Source organism: Streptomyces sp. H39-C1 (assembly GCF_027158125.1).
Classification (GTDB): domain Bacteria; phylum Actinomycetota; class Actinomycetes; order Streptomycetales; family Streptomycetaceae; genus Actinacidiphila; species Actinacidiphila fildesensis.
On record NZ_JAPVLS010000060.1, the window covers coordinates 19044 to 37034 of the forward strand.

Annotated in this window: 6 protein-coding genes; 2 read left to right on the plus strand and 4 right to left on the minus strand. The window is 64.0% G+C overall.

Annotated elements, in window-relative coordinates:
- Positions 1-6: 6 nt before the first annotated feature.
- The 3 genes from O3W51_RS31900 to O3W51_RS31910 all read right to left on the minus strand — a co-directional run bounded on the left by O3W51_RS31900 (position 7) and on the right by O3W51_RS31910 (position 8110).
- Positions 7-4122 (minus strand): DNA methyltransferase, encoded by a 4116-nt coding sequence (locus O3W51_RS31900; RefSeq protein ID WP_269287932.1) that lies wholly within the window; start codon positions 4120-4122, stop codon positions 7-9.
- Positions 4122-7409: a DISARM system SNF2-like helicase DrmD gene (gene drmD / locus O3W51_RS31905; protein WP_269287933.1), complete on the minus strand. Its 3288-nt coding sequence runs from the start codon at positions 7407-7409 to the stop codon at positions 4122-4124. The genes O3W51_RS31900 and drmD overlap by 1 nt, the downstream gene beginning before the upstream one ends.
- 428 nt (positions 7410-7837) lie before the next feature.
- The gene (locus O3W51_RS31910; protein ID WP_269287934.1) at positions 7838-8110 is read right to left on the minus strand and encodes a helix-turn-helix domain-containing protein; all 273 of its coding nucleotides are present in this window, start codon (positions 8108-8110) and stop codon (positions 7838-7840) included.
- Positions 8111-8362: 252 nt separating this feature from the next.
- On the opposite strand from O3W51_RS31910, the gene O3W51_RS31915 reads away from it, so the two are divergent.
- Together O3W51_RS31915 and O3W51_RS31920 are read left to right on the plus strand one after the other, a co-directional pair.
- On the plus strand, positions 8363-9583 hold the full coding sequence (locus O3W51_RS31915; protein ID WP_198357969.1) for a tyrosine-type recombinase/integrase: 1221 nt from the start codon (positions 8363-8365) through the stop codon (positions 9581-9583).
- A 279-nt stretch (positions 9584-9862) separates the two neighbouring features.
- Positions 9863-10813, plus strand: coding sequence for a PIN domain-containing protein (locus O3W51_RS31920; protein ID WP_269287935.1), 951 nt, complete (start codon positions 9863-9865; stop codon positions 10811-10813).
- Positions 10814-11243: 430 nt separating this feature from the next.
- Here the strand turns inward: O3W51_RS31920 and O3W51_RS31925 are convergent, their stop codons facing one another.
- A complete protein-coding gene (locus O3W51_RS31925; protein ID WP_198357967.1) occupies positions 11244-17882 on the minus strand; it encodes an RHS repeat domain-containing protein in 6639 nt (2212 codons plus the stop codon).
- Positions 17883-17991 lie beyond the last annotated feature (109 nt).

The following is a 17991-nucleotide window of genomic DNA, read 5'->3' on the forward strand; positions in this document are numbered from 1 at the left end:
ACGGCGCTACCAGATCACATCGCCAGGGTCATAGGCCAGCTTGGGAGCGGAGGTCTTCTTCGGCTTGGCGGAGCCCTTCTTGTTGTGGAGACCGCGGCGGACTTCGTCGTCGTAGAGCGCGTGGTTGAGCTCGAGCAAGCGGTCGTTCATCTCGATCTGGACATCCGGGTCTACGGTCCAGCGCAGGCCGTGCACGGTCTCGTGGAAATCGTGGTTCAGGACGAGCGGCGTCCAGCCGAATCGTGCGGCCATGGGGTGCGCGAGATAGGACTCGGAGACAGCCTCGTCGATCTCGACGTGGATCTCGCGCAGGCGCTGGATGTCGGAGTCGCGGTTCGCCGGGTTGTGAACCTCGTTGTAGAGGTCGGTCATGCCGAGCTGCGGTGTGCGCGTCAGTTGGACGTGGCGGCGGTATGTGTCCAGATCCTCGCCGGCTGCGCGGATGCGGGGGGTGAGTCCCGGCTGGGGGAAGGTGTCGAAGCCGTCGGAGGGGGTGTAGCGGAGCCGCGCTTCGAGTGTCGACTCACCCTTGACAGTCCACCAGTTGAAATGCCAAGCACTGGTCAGGAGCGCAAGCATGGCTGTGCAGTCGGGGGTATAGAAAACGACCATAGAGTCCGAGAAAACCTGACCATTGGGAACAATGCTGAGCAGGCCGTACTTACTGTGCCGCCCGATTACGAGGACACGGTCGTGGCTAGCGACCGCCGTGCGCATAGCAGAACGCTTTTCTGCATATTGCCACCATCTTTGAGGAAGCGGATTGCGCAACTTGAAGCTGCCATCTGCGGCCTTACGCTGCCGCTCAGGCCGAACTCTTTCATCGAGGATCGCAAAGGCGTCTCCATAAAAGCGCGCATCCTCCTCTGGCATTTCATTGAAGTCGATTGCCCATCTCGTTGCCGAAGAGTCGGGTCGACCGTTCACCTCATCGTTGATCAGATACGGAAAAACGATCTCTCTGTTCCTGTCATCCTTCGCGATCAACGCCTGTGCTTCGGCTGGTTCAAGCAAGAAACCCGCTCCAGTTACCTGGCAGCCCACCGAGACTTGCCCAGTCGAGGCAGAAAGCTTCTTTGGCCTTCCAGCAACCCGGGATGGCAACGTAAGGTCCGGAGAGATCTTATGCACAGCCCTGCCCTCAAGCACGGGTCGTTCGGCTGCACCATCGAGACCAATCCACACTAGCGAGACATACACGCCAGCCTCACCAGGCCATGGTTGTGACTTCGCTGCGCGGCCGATCTGCCAGCCGTGCGCCACAATCCGATCTAGGCCGACTTCCCGTGAGTCGGTCTGAGCGATGGAGTTCGTCGCGATGATTCCAGCGCGTCGAGCTGTTGCGAGGTGGAGATTTCGCAAAAGAAAATAAGTACACAGATCGGCGCGCCCGCCTGCTGTATGGCCGCCAGCAATTACTTGGCCAATGTAGCTCAAACTATCCTTGCCGATACGCGCACTAGTCTGGACACCACCCGAGAACGGAGGGTTCCCCACCACCGCGTCGAAGCGGTGCTCGCCGCGAACGGGATCGGCCATGATTTCGGGAAATTCGAGTGGCCAGTGCAGCGGACGCAGCGGCGCCGTGCGTGGTCCGCCGCTGGGGCCGAGAAGCCAGCCGTCGACGACGGTCCGGGCCTCGGTCGCTGCGGACTTATCTCCCAGTAGCGCCTGTTCGACGAGTTCAGCGATGAAAGCGAGGCGGTTGTCGTATGCGTCATCGGACTTGGTCGTCGCGGTGGACAGTTTCGCCGCAACTACAGCGTCCGCAACGAGGCGGAGTTGCCCGGTCAGCGCCTCGGCCTCAGCGAGCTTCGCAGCCTTCGTCCGAGCATCTCGGATGTCGAAGACCTCGTGCTCCTCGATGTCCCGGCGCAGTTCCGCTGCTTGGGCGAGCAGCGGACCCGTGATCTTATCGATTTCACTGTTGAGGCGGGCATTGAGCCGGTGGCCCTCGCTCGGGTTGAGATGGAACGCCTCGATCTGGTCCGCCGTAAGACAACCAATAAGCGAGTCCCCGCAGCGCAGCGCGTGGTCCACGAAGTTGAACGGACGGCCCTTCGCGAGGGTGACCAACCACAGTGAGAGTTTGGCGAGCTCCACCGCCATCTCATCGATGTCGACCCCGTACAGACAGCGATCGGCAACCATGCGGCGGGCTTCGAGGAGCTTCGCGTCGCGGTCCTCTCGGTTCTCGCCGAGACGAGCGGTGACTGCAGCCGGCAGACCATCGCGGTCCCACGCCTCTACGACCCGCTCTGCCAGGTACCGGCATGCCGATACGAGGAACGCGCCGGAACCCATCGCAGGGTCCAGGACCTTGAGTGCCAGGAGTTCCGATGCCGGACGCACCCGCCACTCGGGCGGCTGGATTCCATCGGCGGGTCGCGGGATGCCGTCCGGGGAACCGGGTGAGAAGCAGAGTGGGTCAAGGGTGTGCAGGACGATCTCTTCGGCGAGGACACGTGGCGTGTAGTGAGTGCCCGAGTCGCGCCGGTCGCCGACTTGCGTGACGATGACCGTCCCGGCAGGGTGAACGACCGGCTCGTCACGCAGGTCTGAGCGCAGCAGGCCGTAGAACGGCCGGACTCGGGCCGCAAGCTCGGGATCGTTGTCGCAGGCCGCGTCAAGGGTGCCGATCTGTGCGCCTTTTGGTTCGGTCGCGAGCGCGGCGGCGAACTGCTTTGGGGTCAGGCCGGCACGCTTGACCGTCTCGACCTGAAGGTGGCCCGCGGCGCTCCACGTCTCAAGATCGGTCAGCTTGGCGTCAACGCCGGCCTTGCCCTTGAGTCCAAGGCGTGTCTCGTCGAGCCGAATAGCAGAGTGCTCGAGCAAGCCCTCGTAGACATGGCCGATCTGTTCGACGTCAAGGCCCTTGTACGACAGCCGTTCCGTCGACGTGACTTTGCCCGCCGACGTGGTGCGCTTGAGCTTGATCAGCGCGTCGAGCATGGCGAAGACGACACGGTCGGTGACCTGTAGCCGTTCCAGCCACGCAAACCGCTGCGGATCGAACAGCGATCCGCCGTAGGCCGGGATCCACATGTCCGGATGCCGGGCACCGCCATGAATGGCTCGGAAGGTGGCAAGCATCGTGGGCCAGGCAGCCTTCCAACGGTCCGCGATGTCCGCGTCGTCCTGGTCGAGGCGGTCGTAGAGCCTTGTGACCGAGTACGAGTCGGCGTACAGCTCGTCATCTGCCGGAAGCAACCCCTGCTCCTCCGCGTAGAGGAGGAAGACGATCCGCATCATGACGGTCAGCGCGGCGCGATACACGGTACGGGGGGCGACATCTCCCAGCACGGTGCCGTCGGCCTCGCGGTCAAGGCGGGAAAGTTCTGCGACGAGGAGTTCGACGGCCGCACGGACCTGCCTGCCGAGGGTCTTGGTGACAGCAGTGGTGTCGTCGGCGGTGCGAGTGAACAGGGCCGCGAGGGAATCAGTGTCCTTGCCCTCCTGATCCTTGGCCGAGATCGCGGCGCTGCGGACACCGAGCAGCGAAGTGAAGGCGCGCAGCAGCAGGGGTTCTTCGAACCAGGTATCCGCGTCGAAAACCGCCACTGACGTAGGCGCTCCGGGCCGGGCTTGGACGAGGACCCACAGGGTGCCGTTGGTGAGCAGTGCGAGGGGGACAGCACGGCGACGGCACAGCTCGGCAGCCTGCTCTGCCAGCGACGGCAGGCCCTTCACAGCGCGGGTGAGGGGGTCGCCCCACGGACGGCGGTAGATCAGGGCGCGTTCGGCCGCGCTGGGCAGACCGCTGGTCGGGTCGGCCGGACCCATCAGCAGCGCATCGGGGGCGATGCCGGGACCGTCGGTCAGTTCCCGGGGCAGCATCGAGCCCTGGCGCAGTGCCTGGCCGCGGTAGCCGAGCAGTTCCTCCAGGACCAGGTGCTGCCATGCGCTGCACAATGTCGCTGGTTCGGCTTGGAGTTCGGCCCACGCCTGCCTCAGCCGGGCGCGCGCGGGAGTGTCGACAACATCAAGGCCCTGTGGAAACGCCTCCGCGAGGATCTTCGCGGTGAGGAACGGACCATCGGCACGCAGCAGGTTGAGCCACTCGGCGTGCTGCTCGATCGGAGTCTGCTGTTTCGGCTTCGGGAGGCGGGTATGCGCTGACATCAGTGGCCTGCCTGGTGTGAGGTAGCAGCTACGGTCAAGGAGGCGGGGACGAGGAAGGTGACCGCCACAGGGAAGCGGCGCGCGACCGGATCCGCGTACCGGTGGCGCAGTGCCGCTGCCTCGGACACAAGCTGTTCAGGAACGGCGGCGAGGCGAGCCTCCAGTTCCGTGTGGTCCTTCTTGAGCTGCTCTCGTTCCGGATCGGGTGCGAGCAGGGAATCCTGGCGCCAGAGCGGATTCGCGGTCAGGGATTCCCGGATGTTGCGTTCCAGCTCGGTCAGCACCGACTGCATCGCCTTGACATCCTCTTCGCACCGCTTGTCCAGGACTTTGCGCTGCTTGCGCGCGATCTTGTTCGACTCGGTCTGTAGCGCTTTGCCGAGCGGGGTCTCCAGCGTCCCCCACATGGCGGCGAGTCGGTCGAGGAATTCGGGCGGCGGCGCGTCCTGCGAAGCGGCGGTGAGCCAGTGTTCCAGCACGTCCGGGCTCTTCTCCACAGTCAGCTTGCCGTGCTCGATCGATCCGCCCGCCAGGGCGATCTGCTCGTGCAGACGCACACCGCGGTTGCCGGTGAGTACGACGCGGCCGTGCGCGATCACTGCCGGGTTGCGCAGCAGGTCGCCGGGGACGATTCGTGCGGTGACGCGGGTCAGGTGCGCGCTGTGCTCACCCTGTGACCACAGTTCGGCGCGGAGCAGGCGCAGGCACAGATCGACCAGGCGGTGGTTCAAGTGCAGCAGCACCACGTCGGTGCGCCCGGCATAGTCCTGGTCGAAGGTGACGGGGCGTTCCTTGCCGCTGACAGGGTGCCGCAGGCCGTCGTTGCGCGCCTGCGCCCAGCCCTCCTTCAGCTCCGGGAGCTTGAAGCAGCGCGCTTTGACTCCCCTCGGTGACGGAGTCTCGATCAGATCCTTCTTGTGGGCCAACCGCAGCGCGGTGCGTACGACTCGCTCGATCGTGTCCGGGTTCAAGTTCAGTTCAGTGCGCGTTCGGGTGAGCTGTTCCTGGGCCTGCTGCAGGTCGTGCGCCAGGTTCCGTTCGATCTTCAGTACGGCCTTGCCGGCCAGGCTTTGGATTTCTCTGTCGGTGACTTGCCAACTGGACCGCTTGCCGAGCATCTTCTGCTCGACCTGGCTGGCGATCACCTCGCCGGCGCTGCCGAGGTCGGTGCGGATCTGCTCCACCTTGCGCACCGCGACGCCGAGGAACGCCATCGCGTCCTCCAAGGTGCCCTCGGTGAACCCGGAGTCCTCCTCGCGCTGCCTGTCCCAGCCCTGCGGAACGAAGTGGACGATCTCGACCTTCGCCGCGGTCTGTCCATGCCGGTCCACTCGTCCGTTGCGCTGTTCAAGGCGGTTGGGATTCCATGGGATTTCCCAGTGCAGGACGCGGTGGCAGTGGTTCTGCAGGTTGATGCCCTCGCTCGCGGAGTCGGTGGCAAGAAGGATCCGCACCGGATCGATGTCAGGGTCGTCCTGGAAGACGTTCTTGACGCGCTCGCGTTCGTCGCGGTCCTGGCCGCCGTAGAGCTGCGCGATCGCCTCGTTCGGCACGCCGGCGCTGATGAGTCGTTCGTACAGCCAGCGCTGGGTGTCCCGATACTCGGTGAATACGATCACCCGTTCACCGTCCCAGCTGCCGTTCACCCCATCGATCCCGTTTCGCTGCACGATGCCGCGCAGCCATCCAAGGAATGCGGTGAACTTGCCGTCGGCCTTCTCCGAATTACGGTCCCCCCAGTCGCGCAGGTCCTCCAGCAACTTTCGCTCGGCCGCGGAAAGCTCCGGGGCGAACCGGCGAGCTGTGGCAAGGGCCTCCTGTGCTGTCTCCGCGAAGGCGGCGTCGTCCTCGGCGGTCTCGTCCAACTGCCCGATCATCCTGGCGAGGACCTTCTCTGCCACCGTGTACGCGCCGCGGTCGTAATCCCGCTCGGCCTCGTTGTTCTTCTCGCGGGAAAGCATCGTCTTCAGATGGGTGTCCACCGTGTTGGCGAAGGCCTTCGGACTGGACAGGAAACGGCGTTTGAGCAGTGTGACGACGAAATCCGCAGCCCGGCTCGGCGCGCTGCCCTCCAAGGTCAGCTGGCCGGAGATCGTCTCGCGGCGCGACTGCGCGTACTGGTCGAGTTTCGCGTACGCGTCGCGGGTGGCGGCGTCGTAGGCGACCTCCAGAGGATGATCCAGGTCGCGTTCCGGGAAGCGCGGGCTGCCGTCCCAGTTCGGCGGCAGGTCACGCTTCAGTCGCCGCACCATCACCTGAGCCTTGGCCTCCTCCGAGGGCTCCAGGGTTCGGGCGAAGCGATGGCCGTCCAGCAGTGCCAGCAAGGCGGTGAAGGATTCCAGGTAGCCGTTGTGCGGGGTCGCCGAGAGGAAAAGTCGATGCTCGGTGTGCGGGGCCAAAGTCTTGATCGCGTCAGTGCGCTGTGAGTCGACCGCGTACTTCCCGGACCCCGAGGGCGCGCAAGTGTGCACCTCATCGACGACTAGGAGGTCAAAGGTGCGGGGGTACTGCGGCACCGCCGGCAGGATCGAGCGCAGCAGCGCCATGGGGCGCTCGCGCTTGAGCCAGTCGATGGACACGATCAACCGCGGGTAGTGCGTCCACGGGTTCGCATACAGCCCACGAGACCTGCGCAGTTCCTTCAGGAGCTCCGCATCCACGATCTTGAAGCCCAGGCCGAACTTGTCCCGCATCTCATCGCGCCACTGCAGGGTGAGCGAAGCCGGGCACACGATCAGCATTGTCCGCGCTCGGTGCCGCAACATCAGCTCCTGCATCACGAGACCCGCCTCGATGGTCTTACCGAGACCGACGTCGTCAGCGATCAGCAGGTTCGTACGCGGCATTTGCAGCGCCCGCACCACTGGGTCGAGCTGGTAGTCCTCGGGCTTCACACCAGAGCGAAAGGGTGCCTGCAGCAACGTCTTGTCCGCTGTGGCCACCGATCCCCAGCGCACCGCGTCAAGGAAAGCGTCCAACTTCGCCGGGTCGTCGAACCCGCTCGCCGGGGAGGGGAGGGCGTGCTGTTCACGGGCCGTGGCACCGGGCTCGAGTTCCCAAAGGACGCGCAGCTCCTCGTCACCGGAGTCGCCGTCCACCGAAACCAGGGAAACCAGGTGCTGCGCCTCGGCAAGCAGCGGACTGCCCGGCTGCTCAACCGCAATCGAAGAGCGCTCGACCGCCGTGGCCACCCAATTTCGATTACGTACCGTGACCAACTGGCCCACGGTCGGCACCGTCGCGTCCTGTACGAATTGGTCCGCTTCGATGACCTCTTCGATACTCACCCGTGCCAACTTTCGCTCCCGGATCGCCTGTCGCTCGCTGCATCCTGGCAGGTATCAGAGTTCTGCCAGAGATCCATGTGACCAGTTGTATCCCAGCGTGGCAGCCGCCACCGATGGAACGCCCTGATCTCAAAAGTCTGAGCTCTCACCACATCCGGAACAGAACCGCCGTCGCACCGATTCAGGGGCTCCAATATGCCGTGGGTAGGCCTCTTCCTCGACCCATGCGGGCGACAACGGCGGCCCACGACGCCCGGTGGACAGCCCGGTTGCGGACGGTACACGCTGGTCCCCGTGCCGGAAGTTCCGTGAGTGACCGCCAGGTTGCAACGACGAGATCCGGGTCAACCACACGTGTCGCGTGGCTGATGCGCGGGAGCGGCATCAGTAGCCGCTTCAGGCTCGGAAGACGACCACTGCAGCTTCGACTATATCTCCGGTGCAAGTCCGTCGGTGGCATCGTGCGAGCGGCCATCGAACAGTTTCCCTGGATGGACATCAAGTCCTGATGCGATCCGCAAGAGGGTGAGCGTGCTCGCGTTTCGCTGACCGTGCTCGATGTAGATCAGACCGCGAAAGCTCAGGCCGCTACGCTCGGCGAGCTGTTCCAGGCTGTATCCGCGTTCCTCGCGTAGTCGGCGGATCTGCATACCGATGGCCAGTAGCTGGGGATCGGGCAGGTCGGGGCTTGCGGATGACACACAGTGACTCGACCGTTCTCGTCGCCGTGAGGCCATGAACAGCTGTGCATAATCACGCTGCGTTATGGAAATGCTCCGACCGTGGAAACCACAAGGTATTCGCGTGCGCCGCGGGCCAGCGCTGCCGCAGCAAGCTCTGGGCGCGAACGAACCTGCCCCGCGCCCGACGAGAAGACCCGCCTCGCGCCGTACGACCGGTGGCATCTCGAGCACCCTCAACCAGGACACAGCGACACACTCTGCGATTGCGACATGGGTGATCAATCCCTGTCGCCGTCGGCAGAGCACGGGCGGGGCCGACGCTGGCAGGCCCGATACACGGACCCCACCGGCCGACGACGTAGCCCCGGATTCACCGCCTATGAGGATGCGCGCACCTACCTCGAACAAGTAAACGAAGCCATCCGCAGCAACACCTGGAGCCATCTGGACGCCGGCAACCGCAACGTCGAGTACTTCGCAACGCAGATGATTGACCGCAAGCGGCGGCGCAATAAAAGGGTCAATACCGTCGACACGTACGACAGCCATCTGCGCAACCATGTCTTGCCGTTCATCGGCAACCGCGTCTCCCGCACGCTGCGGCGAAGGGACTCCACCGCATTCGTGGACTACCTCCTGGAGAAGCCCGGCATCGACTCCCCGCACACGGTCATCCAAGTCTTCAAGACCTGGCGCATCCTGATCGGCTACATGCTCGACGAAGACGTCCCGCTGCCATCGAACATCGTCTCTCGCATCGAACTACCGGATTGCGACCCGCGGGTCACAATCGCCCTGACCCAAGAACAGGTAGCAGCGTTGGCGACCGCCATGCGACACGTAGAACCTCGCTACGAAATCCTCGTCTGGCTCGCTGCGTGCGCAGGCCTGCGTACAGGCGAAGCCCTTGGCCTCAAGACATCCAAAGTGAACTGGTCCGCAAATCTTCTTCAGATCAGCGAGCAACGGCAGCGCGGCCGCGCAGCACCGCTCAAAACAAAGGCGAGCTATGCGACGTTGCCGGTAGACCGCTTCCTCATCGAGCGCCTGACCGATCACCTTGCCCGCTTCGGCCATCCGGCCACGCGGGCTCGTGCTGCGGGCGGACAGCTATCCGCCGGTCACTGCAGTGCACCGGACGAAGGACTGCTGACCACCAACAGGTTCGGCCGACCTGTCCAGCGCACCGACCTCAACAGGAAGTGGCACATCGCCCTTCAACTCGCCGACCTGCCACCGGGCACGCGCTTCCACGACCTCAAGCACTTCTACACAACGCGGCTCGGGGCCTGCGGCCAGCACGACCCGAAGACCGTACAAGCCCTCTCCCGACACGGCGAGTTCTCCCAGACCTGGCAGACATATGCTCACCCGCCCATGGCCGTGGAAGGCGTAACAGTATCGACATTCAGCAGCGCATTCGGACCTTCTACCCCGTTGGCTCCGTCTGCACGGAGCTTCGAAACATATAGCCCCTGCGCGTGGCCTTGAGACGGTCGTCCGGTCATTCCGCCGAGCTGCCGCGACCAATATCGACGAGAGCAGCTCGCCGAACTGACCTGCGCTGCCTCCCATCCAAGTCCGCGGCCTTCGCCGTTCAACTCCTCTCATGCGCGCCACGATCAGGCACGACACTCGGCGTCCAAGGGTTCGGTGGCCACGGAACAGCTAGCTTCCGCAAAGACACACTGAGACTTGCAACAGAATGGGACGATGTGACTTAGGGCTGTCCTCAACGGTGTTGACGGCCCTGGAGGCAAGGAGCCACCGATGCTACTGAGGCCTGGCACAACCTGTGACGAGGCAATCAGGTTCCTGGACACGTTGAATCAGCAGGGCCTCAACGATGTCCAGATCTCCGTACCCCACTATCAGATGAGCTCCCCGAGCGCGGTCGGGTCACAGCGCTATGAGTTGGATGAGGGGGTATCGCGGGCGCGGCGAGTGTACGACGAATGGACGCTGAAGGCCGCCACGGAACTCTCGGTTGTGTTCGCCGACCGATCCATCGCGGCGCGCATGCGTGGGGAACGGTATAGCTCCATCGTGCACGCTGAACCGGGCGCTCAACGCTTGGTGCAGTTGCTAAACCGAGAATTCCAGGAACTGCGGACGTTCTTCATGGAGCTCGCCAATGAGCTGCGAGAGATGCAGCAGAGGTACCAGGGCCACCAGGTCCGGACCGTGGTACTGGACACCAACGACCTGCTGCACTACATGCGATACGACAAGATCCCCTGGCAACGGGTATTCGGAGCCGGCACGGTCGTGGTGATCCCCCACGTCGTGGTGGACGAGATCGACAAGAAGTCGTTCGCCGAGAGTGCCAGTGTCCGCAAGCGCGCGCGGGCCGTATTCGCTCTCCTTGAGGAGACGCTGACGGCAATCGAGACCGAGGGACACGCCGTGGTCGCGGAGGGAACTGTTGTCGAGGTGATGCGGGACGAGCCCGGACATTTGCGGCTGCCGAACAACGACGACGAGATCGTCTCCCGTGCCTGCTATCTGCAGCAAGCCATTGCCCCAACTCCCGTCACGGTGGTCACGGGTGACAACGGGATGCGGGCACGGGCGCTAGCCTGGGGGCTGAAGGCCCGAAAGTTGGATGAGAAGTACCAGATCGAGCGGTTGACCGCCATGGAGAGGGCAGCCAACATGGCCGCCATCACTTTCGACCTCTCCGAAGAAGGCGACGGCCCCGAGTCGGCTGAGACGTTGTAAACCGGCCCGGGGCTATCCGAGCCCATGTCGCTCCCGATCGTTCCACTCCTCGGTTTGCGGCTGACAACGATCCAGGCGAGAAACAGAGCCGCTATCGCCCGCCTGTCCCGCCCTGGTTGCCACCACGCACCCCGCTGACGGCCCGGACGCATCAGATCACATTGCGGGACCTAGGAGCTATTCTTGATGTAATGATACAGAACCCATGCGAATGCCGACCCGGCAATCATAAAGAATACTGCAAGCACTAGATGGGGGATTATTTTCTCACCAAGAGATTTGCTGCTATTTCGCGTCCTGAAGGCATTGAAGACCCAGGCAACAATGCCAAATGCCAGGACTCCGCCAGTAAACCAGACATCGGAAATCCCTACATCGGCGGCCTTAATTGCCCTACCCGCGTATTGCAGCATCGCAGTCCCTTTTGAGATCACCTATTGCCAATAAGGTCAAAGGTTCGAGTATTCCCAACATTGAATGTTACACCATAACCCAGCGCGACACCCGCGTAGAAGTTTCCGCCACTTTGCGCCGGTGACCCGCCAATGCATCCGCCATACAGATCAGCAATACAACCCCCCATCGATGAGTTGTTCTGGTTGGTTGGCGTCGCGGAGTTCAATCCCGCACTCAGCGAAATACCAAATCCTCGCTCCTTGACCATGCCTACGCCCTGCCTGAACATTTTACCTGCTGTCATTCCTGAATCTTTGGCCGCGCTCTCGGGGCTCAGATGCGGCAGATTCAAGCCACCACCGACCATAGCGTAGCCATCCTGGAATGTAGCACTCGCACATATCACCACCAGGCAAAAGCTCGCCTGGATGTAAACATGCTTCTTCAGCCATCCCATGGGGCCGCCGCTAGATCCTCCGCCCTCGGATGGCGGAAACGAGGCGATGTAAAGTTCCAACTGGAGACCCATGCATTCTTCGTCGCATGCTTTGACGATCTCGCGACAAGAGTCATCACAGGATGACGGCATTTCTTTTCCTGTCACAACATTTCGATCTTTCCACGGAGCCGGGGCATCCCTTAGCTTCCGCTCGATACCGAGATACCTGATGGCTTTGTAGTAGGTCGAATGATAGTAGGTTCGCCACGAGTCGTTATAGTTCCCCAGGAGGGTGTTGTATTTTTGAGTGGCCTTCCCGTCCTTGCCCGTATATCCCTCGCTTTCATACCAATCCTTCATTACCTTTTGATTGCCGAACCCGAGGCCAGTGACATCATCCTTAATCATCTTGCCATCGGGGTCGGCAGCATTGATTGGTGTGTTGTTGGCGTAGGCATAGCCGTTCCATTGTTGCGGGTTAGCTGCGTCGAGGAGGGGGTCGGGGTTGAGGAAACGGCCGGTCATGGGTTGGTATTCGCGGGCGCCGAGGTTGGTGAGGCCGGTGATGGGGTCTTGGGTGCCTCCGACGAAGCCCTTGTCGCCGGTCCAGGCGGTGGGCTGCGTACCGCGTGCGTTGCCGAAGGGGTCGAGCGGGCGGCGTGTCTCCGCGAGGGTGGTCGCGTCCAGGGCAAGTGTGGCAGTGCCATGCGGGTCGGTGCACTGGATGGTGCGGGTGCTGCCCTGGCGAACAATGGTCAGGCCGTTGGGTTGTACGTAGTACCGAGCATTGATCGTCGTCTTGCTAGCTGTGGTGTAGGTGAGTTCGTCACTTCCCAGGTTGAAAGTGGTAATGCCGCCTGGGTTACGGCGGATGAGCTGGTTCCCATCGGCGTCGTAGAGATACGTAGTGGTACCCGCACTGTTGACGACGGTGGAAAGTTTGTCTTCACCGGTCCAAGCAAGTGTTGTAGCAGCGTTGGCCGTGGTGATCTTGGTGGTGTTGCCCGTGGCGTCGTACTGGTATGACGTGGCACCGGGGTTGTTGGGGCCAGTGCTGGTCGTGGAGCCCAGGGCATGGGGGCCACCGGTGCCGCCCCCGGTGCCAACCGCAGTGGTTGGCTGATTGACCTGGCCGGCCGGGGCAAATCCCTGTGTCGTGCTGATGTCCTTAGTGGTGTCTCCTGCTGTGTTGTGCTGGGTGAGGCTGGTGCGGTTGCCACTGGTGTCGTAGCCGTAGCTCGTCCAGTAAGGCGCGGGGCCGCCAATGGTGGCACTTCCGGTTGACGTCGGGCTGGTGTGGGTGCAGCCGCCCATGCCAGGAACGGACGGCTGGGGCTGGGTGGTGGTCCCGCCGGTGTCGGTCCAGGCGGTGCTGAGGCGACCGAGATAGTCGTACGTAAAGCACTGCAGGTCGGTCTGGGAGGGTGTGTTGTCCTCGATGTCGCTGACCGAGGTGGTCTGACCAGCTGCGTTGTAGGTGTAGCTGTGCTGGTCGACAGCGCCGTTGGTAGACGTCTGCTTGTCGACGAATTCCGACATCACGCGACCGGTGGCTTGATCAAAGTTGGTGGTGGCCACCACCTGGGAGCCCCACGGGTTGAGGGTGGTACGGATCGCCCGCCCGAAGGGGTCGTAATTGGTCTGCAGGTCGTATGTGACCTGACCGGCGGTGTAGATGAGCGGGCCGTTGACGTCGTAGGTGTTGGCGAGTGTCTCAGCCGATGAACCGCCGACGGCGGGGAGATCGGTAGCGCTGAGCGTGCCGGTATTCGGGTTGTAATGCCGGTGGGTGGTGTACGTGAAGGGGGTGGTCTGCCCGATCTCACTGCCGGGGATGGTGAGCGTGGCTCCCGTCGGATGGTACGAGGCGTCGTATCCGAGAGTCGTCGTCGTGGTGTAGGCCACGCCGTCGACGTATCGCGTGGATCCCGCTAGCTGGCCCTTCCCGCCTGAGGCGGTGTCGTACTTCCAGCCCGCAAGTTGATTGGCTGGGGTGATGCTGCCGGTGTACAGGCCAGTCTTGCGGCCGATCAAGTCATAGCTGTAAACGAGGGTCTGCTTACGCGCGTCCGTCACGCTGGCGAGGCGGCTATCGGCGTCATAGCTCTGGGTGGTGGTCCCGGTGTCCGGATCGGTGGCGGTGACTTGACGGCCGCGCAGGTCGTAGCCATAGGTCCAAGTGTTCTTGCCCGTGGCGTCCGTACGGGTCGCGGGCTTGCCCGCGGTGGTGTACGCGTAGGTCGTGATGTCGGCGTCCTCGGGGTGACCCGTGGCCGTGGATGTGCGGTACTGCCACACCTGACTGGTCTGGTCGCGTGCATCGGTAATGGTAGTCATGGGTGTTCCGCCGTTGGGCGGGGTGACGTCGGTCTCGTCGCTGCCGGGGTAGTCGGTGGTCGTGCGCCACTGCTCCACGCCCATAGCGGAGAGCACTGAGGCGATGGGACGGCCTTGGCCGTCAAAGACGGTGCTGGTCTCGGAGGGGACATCGCCGGGAACAGGCAGGTACAAGGTGCCGGTAGGAGAGGTGTTCTTGTCGTAGTACGGGGCACGGGTGGCGAGTGTCCGGCCGTGGGAGTCGTAGAGGGTGTCTGCCAGGAGCCGTCCCGGGATTCCCGACAGAGCCGGCGACGTCTGGGTCTGCCGGACCCTGCCGAATCCGTCGAGGATCTGCACTGACTGGGTATAGGTGGTGTCGTCGTCCTTGAGCGTGTTCGTCGTGGTGGCCGACGGACCGGCTGAGCCGTTGACTGCGTAGGAGAACGTCAGATTGGGTTTGTTGCCCGTGGCCCAGCCTGGTCGCCACATCTGTGTCAACCGCCCCAATGCATCGTATGTTTCGGTGGTCTTCTGTCCGTTCGCGTCGACTGTGACCAGTGGCAAGCCGCGGGCTGTGTCCTGGGTGGTGGTGGTAGTCCAGCCGGACAGGCTTCCTGGGGCCGGCGTGGTGACCGCAACGCTGTTCGGCAATTCACCGGTCTGCGCAACGCCATAAACCGTGCGTGTCACCGCTCCAGCCTGGTTTTGGGCGTCAGTGATGTTGGGATCTGTGGTGGCGACGACCCTGCCGTAGCTATCAAAGCCGGTAACGTTGTCGGTGACGAACACCGGATGGCCGGAGGCGTCGTAGTGGTCCAAACTTTGTGTGGAGGTGTCGTCCCCGAGAGCTCCGGCAAGGCCGAAGGCCTTGCTGTCGTAAAGCGTTCTGGTGTCTGCGACGGTGTTTGCCGCCCCGGGTACAGCCGTGCATGATCCGCTGCCAGAGACCGTCAACGTCTCGTCGACCAAATCCGTCATCTGTGCGGTGGAACCAGCGGCATAGCTGGTGCGCACGCATCGGTCCGGCAATCCGTCAGCCGTCGTGAGCAGCGTCAGCGCATGGTTCCCGTTCTCGGGGTCGGTGGTCGTGGCGGACCTTGTAGTGCGCCAGGTGTTGTCGGCCTTCAAGCTCTTCTTCGTCTCCACCATGCTGGTGGAGATATACCGTGCGACCAGGTTGAATCCGGTCAAGCCGGCTCGCTTGTGGGTGGCAGTGGGATACGGGCCCGTGGCCCGGTGCACGGTGTAGGCGGTGATCTTGTTTCCGTCGCCGGCCTTGTCGTAGCTGTCGGTTTCCAGGGTCTGGCCGGCCAACCAGTCGGAGTCGGTGACGTGTTCGCCGAGTGCGTCGTCGACGGTGGCGGTTTTGGTTCCGCCTGCGGCGAGGGCGTCGCCGGCCATGCCCTGCAGGTACTTGGTGACGGAGTGGGTGATGGGGCCGTCCTGCCCGCTGCCGGTGGTGGTGGTCACGGTCGCATAGCCGCGGAACTGGTCCCAGGTGCGGTCGCTGCTCTCGGTCATTTCCGAGTCATTGCGGTGCCAGCCCGCATCACCGTAGCCGTAGTGGGTGATTTTCGCAGGGGACTGGGCGACGAGGTCGTTCTCGGTGATCTGATCGACGGTGTAACGGTTGAACCAGTCCGAGGCGGGAGTCGCCCCGTAGACGGTGCCCGGCGGGTACCACTTGACGTTGTAGCACTTCATCTTGTTGTCGTCCGCGGACGCGGGCATCACATGGTCCACCCGGGAGCAAGCCGGCAGGCTGTAGTCGATGACGATGTTCTCGCCGGTCTCGGTGGTGATGCTCTTGATCCGGGGCCGGTTGAAGATGGGCGGTGCGGGGACCAGGTCCATGCCGTCGACGCGATTGGGTTTCATCGTCCAGGTGAAGATGACAGGTGGCAGCGGCGGGGTGCTGGGTCCGTCCAATCCGGTGCGCTGAATCTGCTGCAGCCACAGGCCTTTGCTGGTGCCGTCGTTCGGGTCGGGGAAGGACTGGGTCAGCGCATAGGAGTCGACAGGCTTGGACGTGCCGTTGGACATCACCTGGGTGGTGATGGAGGCCAGGCGCTGGTTGGACCAGAAGCTGGGGCCGTAGTTGGTGCAGGGGTTGGCGTCGCAGTGCTGGTCGTAGGGCACGTCCGGCCAGTGCGTGGCGTTGGTTTTCGACAAGGTGGCGCCTGTGCAGGTGAAGCCGCCGGTGGTGTCGCAGCGGCCCTCGGGCGCCGGATTGAAGGAGATCGTGGCGGCGGGTTTGGCCGTGCCCTTGGCAGCGACCTGCCCGGCCAGGGTCTGCCCGTAGTTGATGGAGCGCAGCGCGCCGCCGCGGGTGTAGGGAGTGAGGGTGCCGGTACCGTTGTTCTGCCCCCCGCCGCGCGCGTAATTGTCGCCCTCGGCGGTGTAGGTGTAGGTGGTGAGGTTGCCGTGGACGTCGACGGAGTAGTCGAGGTTCCAGCGCCAGGCCATCTGGCACCACGAGCCCTTGCTCTTGGCCGCGTCATAGCAAGGGTCGCCGCTGTTGGGCGAGTACACCGGCACCGCCCACGCGGAGTGGCTGGCCGGGTCGCTCTTGTCGCCGCCGGGCAGGTGGTTCAGTCCGAAGTAGTAGACCGTGCCGGCCGTGGTGGTGACGCGGACGTACTCGCCGCGCGAATCGTCGTTGCTCGCTCCGGTGAGGAAGTCGACCTTGGATCCGTTGTCGTCCTTAAGCCGCCAGGCGCCGCTGTCGTCGTCGCGCACCAGTTCGCTGGAGTGCCCGCCCAGGGACAGGGTGGCGTTGTAGCCGCCCCAGCACTCGTCGCCCGAGTGCTGCAGACCGTCCTTGTCGCAGGACTTGTAGGAGCGCTCGATGAAGCCCGGGTGGTAGTCCCAGCCGTCGCCGATCCAGGACGCTTGCGCGTTCGTCGACGAGGTCCGCCCGTCGACCGACGAGGAGTCGTAGGACAGTGACACCTGCGGCGCGGCCCCACCCAACGCCGGGGGGACCTGGATCGGGTAGGAGTAGGAGAAGCCACCACTCGAGGAGCCAGCCGTCCACTTCGCGCTGGGGGCGAGGTCGGTCGCCGCGTAGGTGCCGGCCGAGCCGGCCGGATCACCCATGGGTGCAAGCACGATCTGCTGTGCGGCGGCAGCATCGAGCGCAGTGGTCGCCTTCGGTGCGGTGGCCGAGGCCGGGTTCCGCGGGCCGGGTGCGGCGGCGGGCAGGGCAACGTCGGCGACCAGGCGGTGGGTGCTCGGGTCGTAGTGGGAGGGCACCGGAGTCTGTTTGCGGCACGCCGGCACCGTAGGAGTGGTCAGCGCACAGGCCGGCAGACCGACCAGCCGGACGCGCTGTGCAAAGCCGCCGCCCCAGTTGACGTCCAGGGAGCTGATGTCGATGCCGACCTGAACCCGCCCCGTGGGGGCGGTGTCGGTGCGGGCGAGCGTGACCGCCAGGCCGGGAAGACCCGCTCCCGTGATCGCCTTCTGGTCGGCCACCGAGACGCGAACCGATGCCTCCGCGGCGTTGGCGCTCTGTCGCGTAGTGCCGGATGAAGCTATCCAGACGGGGAGTTGCCCGGCGCGGACCGTTGCTGACGTGGCCTTGGTGGTGGAGGCGTTCGGGAGGGTGACGGTGGCCTTGCCGCCGAATGGCACGGGCGCCGCGGTGCGGGGTGCCCCGGTGGCAGGGGCGGTGGAGGGAAGCTTCGCCGGGGCAGGTGCGGGATGCCCGGGAACTGAGGGGGTCTGCGGGAGCGGGGTGTTGGGCGGAGACCAGATCTGATCCGGATCGGGCGCCTGCGCCGCCGCGATGGCCTCGGCTGACAGCGGCGTCAGGAGGGCGGCGAAGACCGCCAGAACGCTGGCTGAACCCAGCAGCGCGTGCCTGCCGCTCAGCTTCCATCTGATGCGCGCACCGGTGCTCGAACCCTGCACAACTCCCCCTCGGGTCTTGCCCGTTCGCACAGAGTTGCGCGCGAATGACACGGACCGTAGGGCCTTCTGTGACGCAAGTGACGGGCACTTGACCCACCGTTTACCCAGT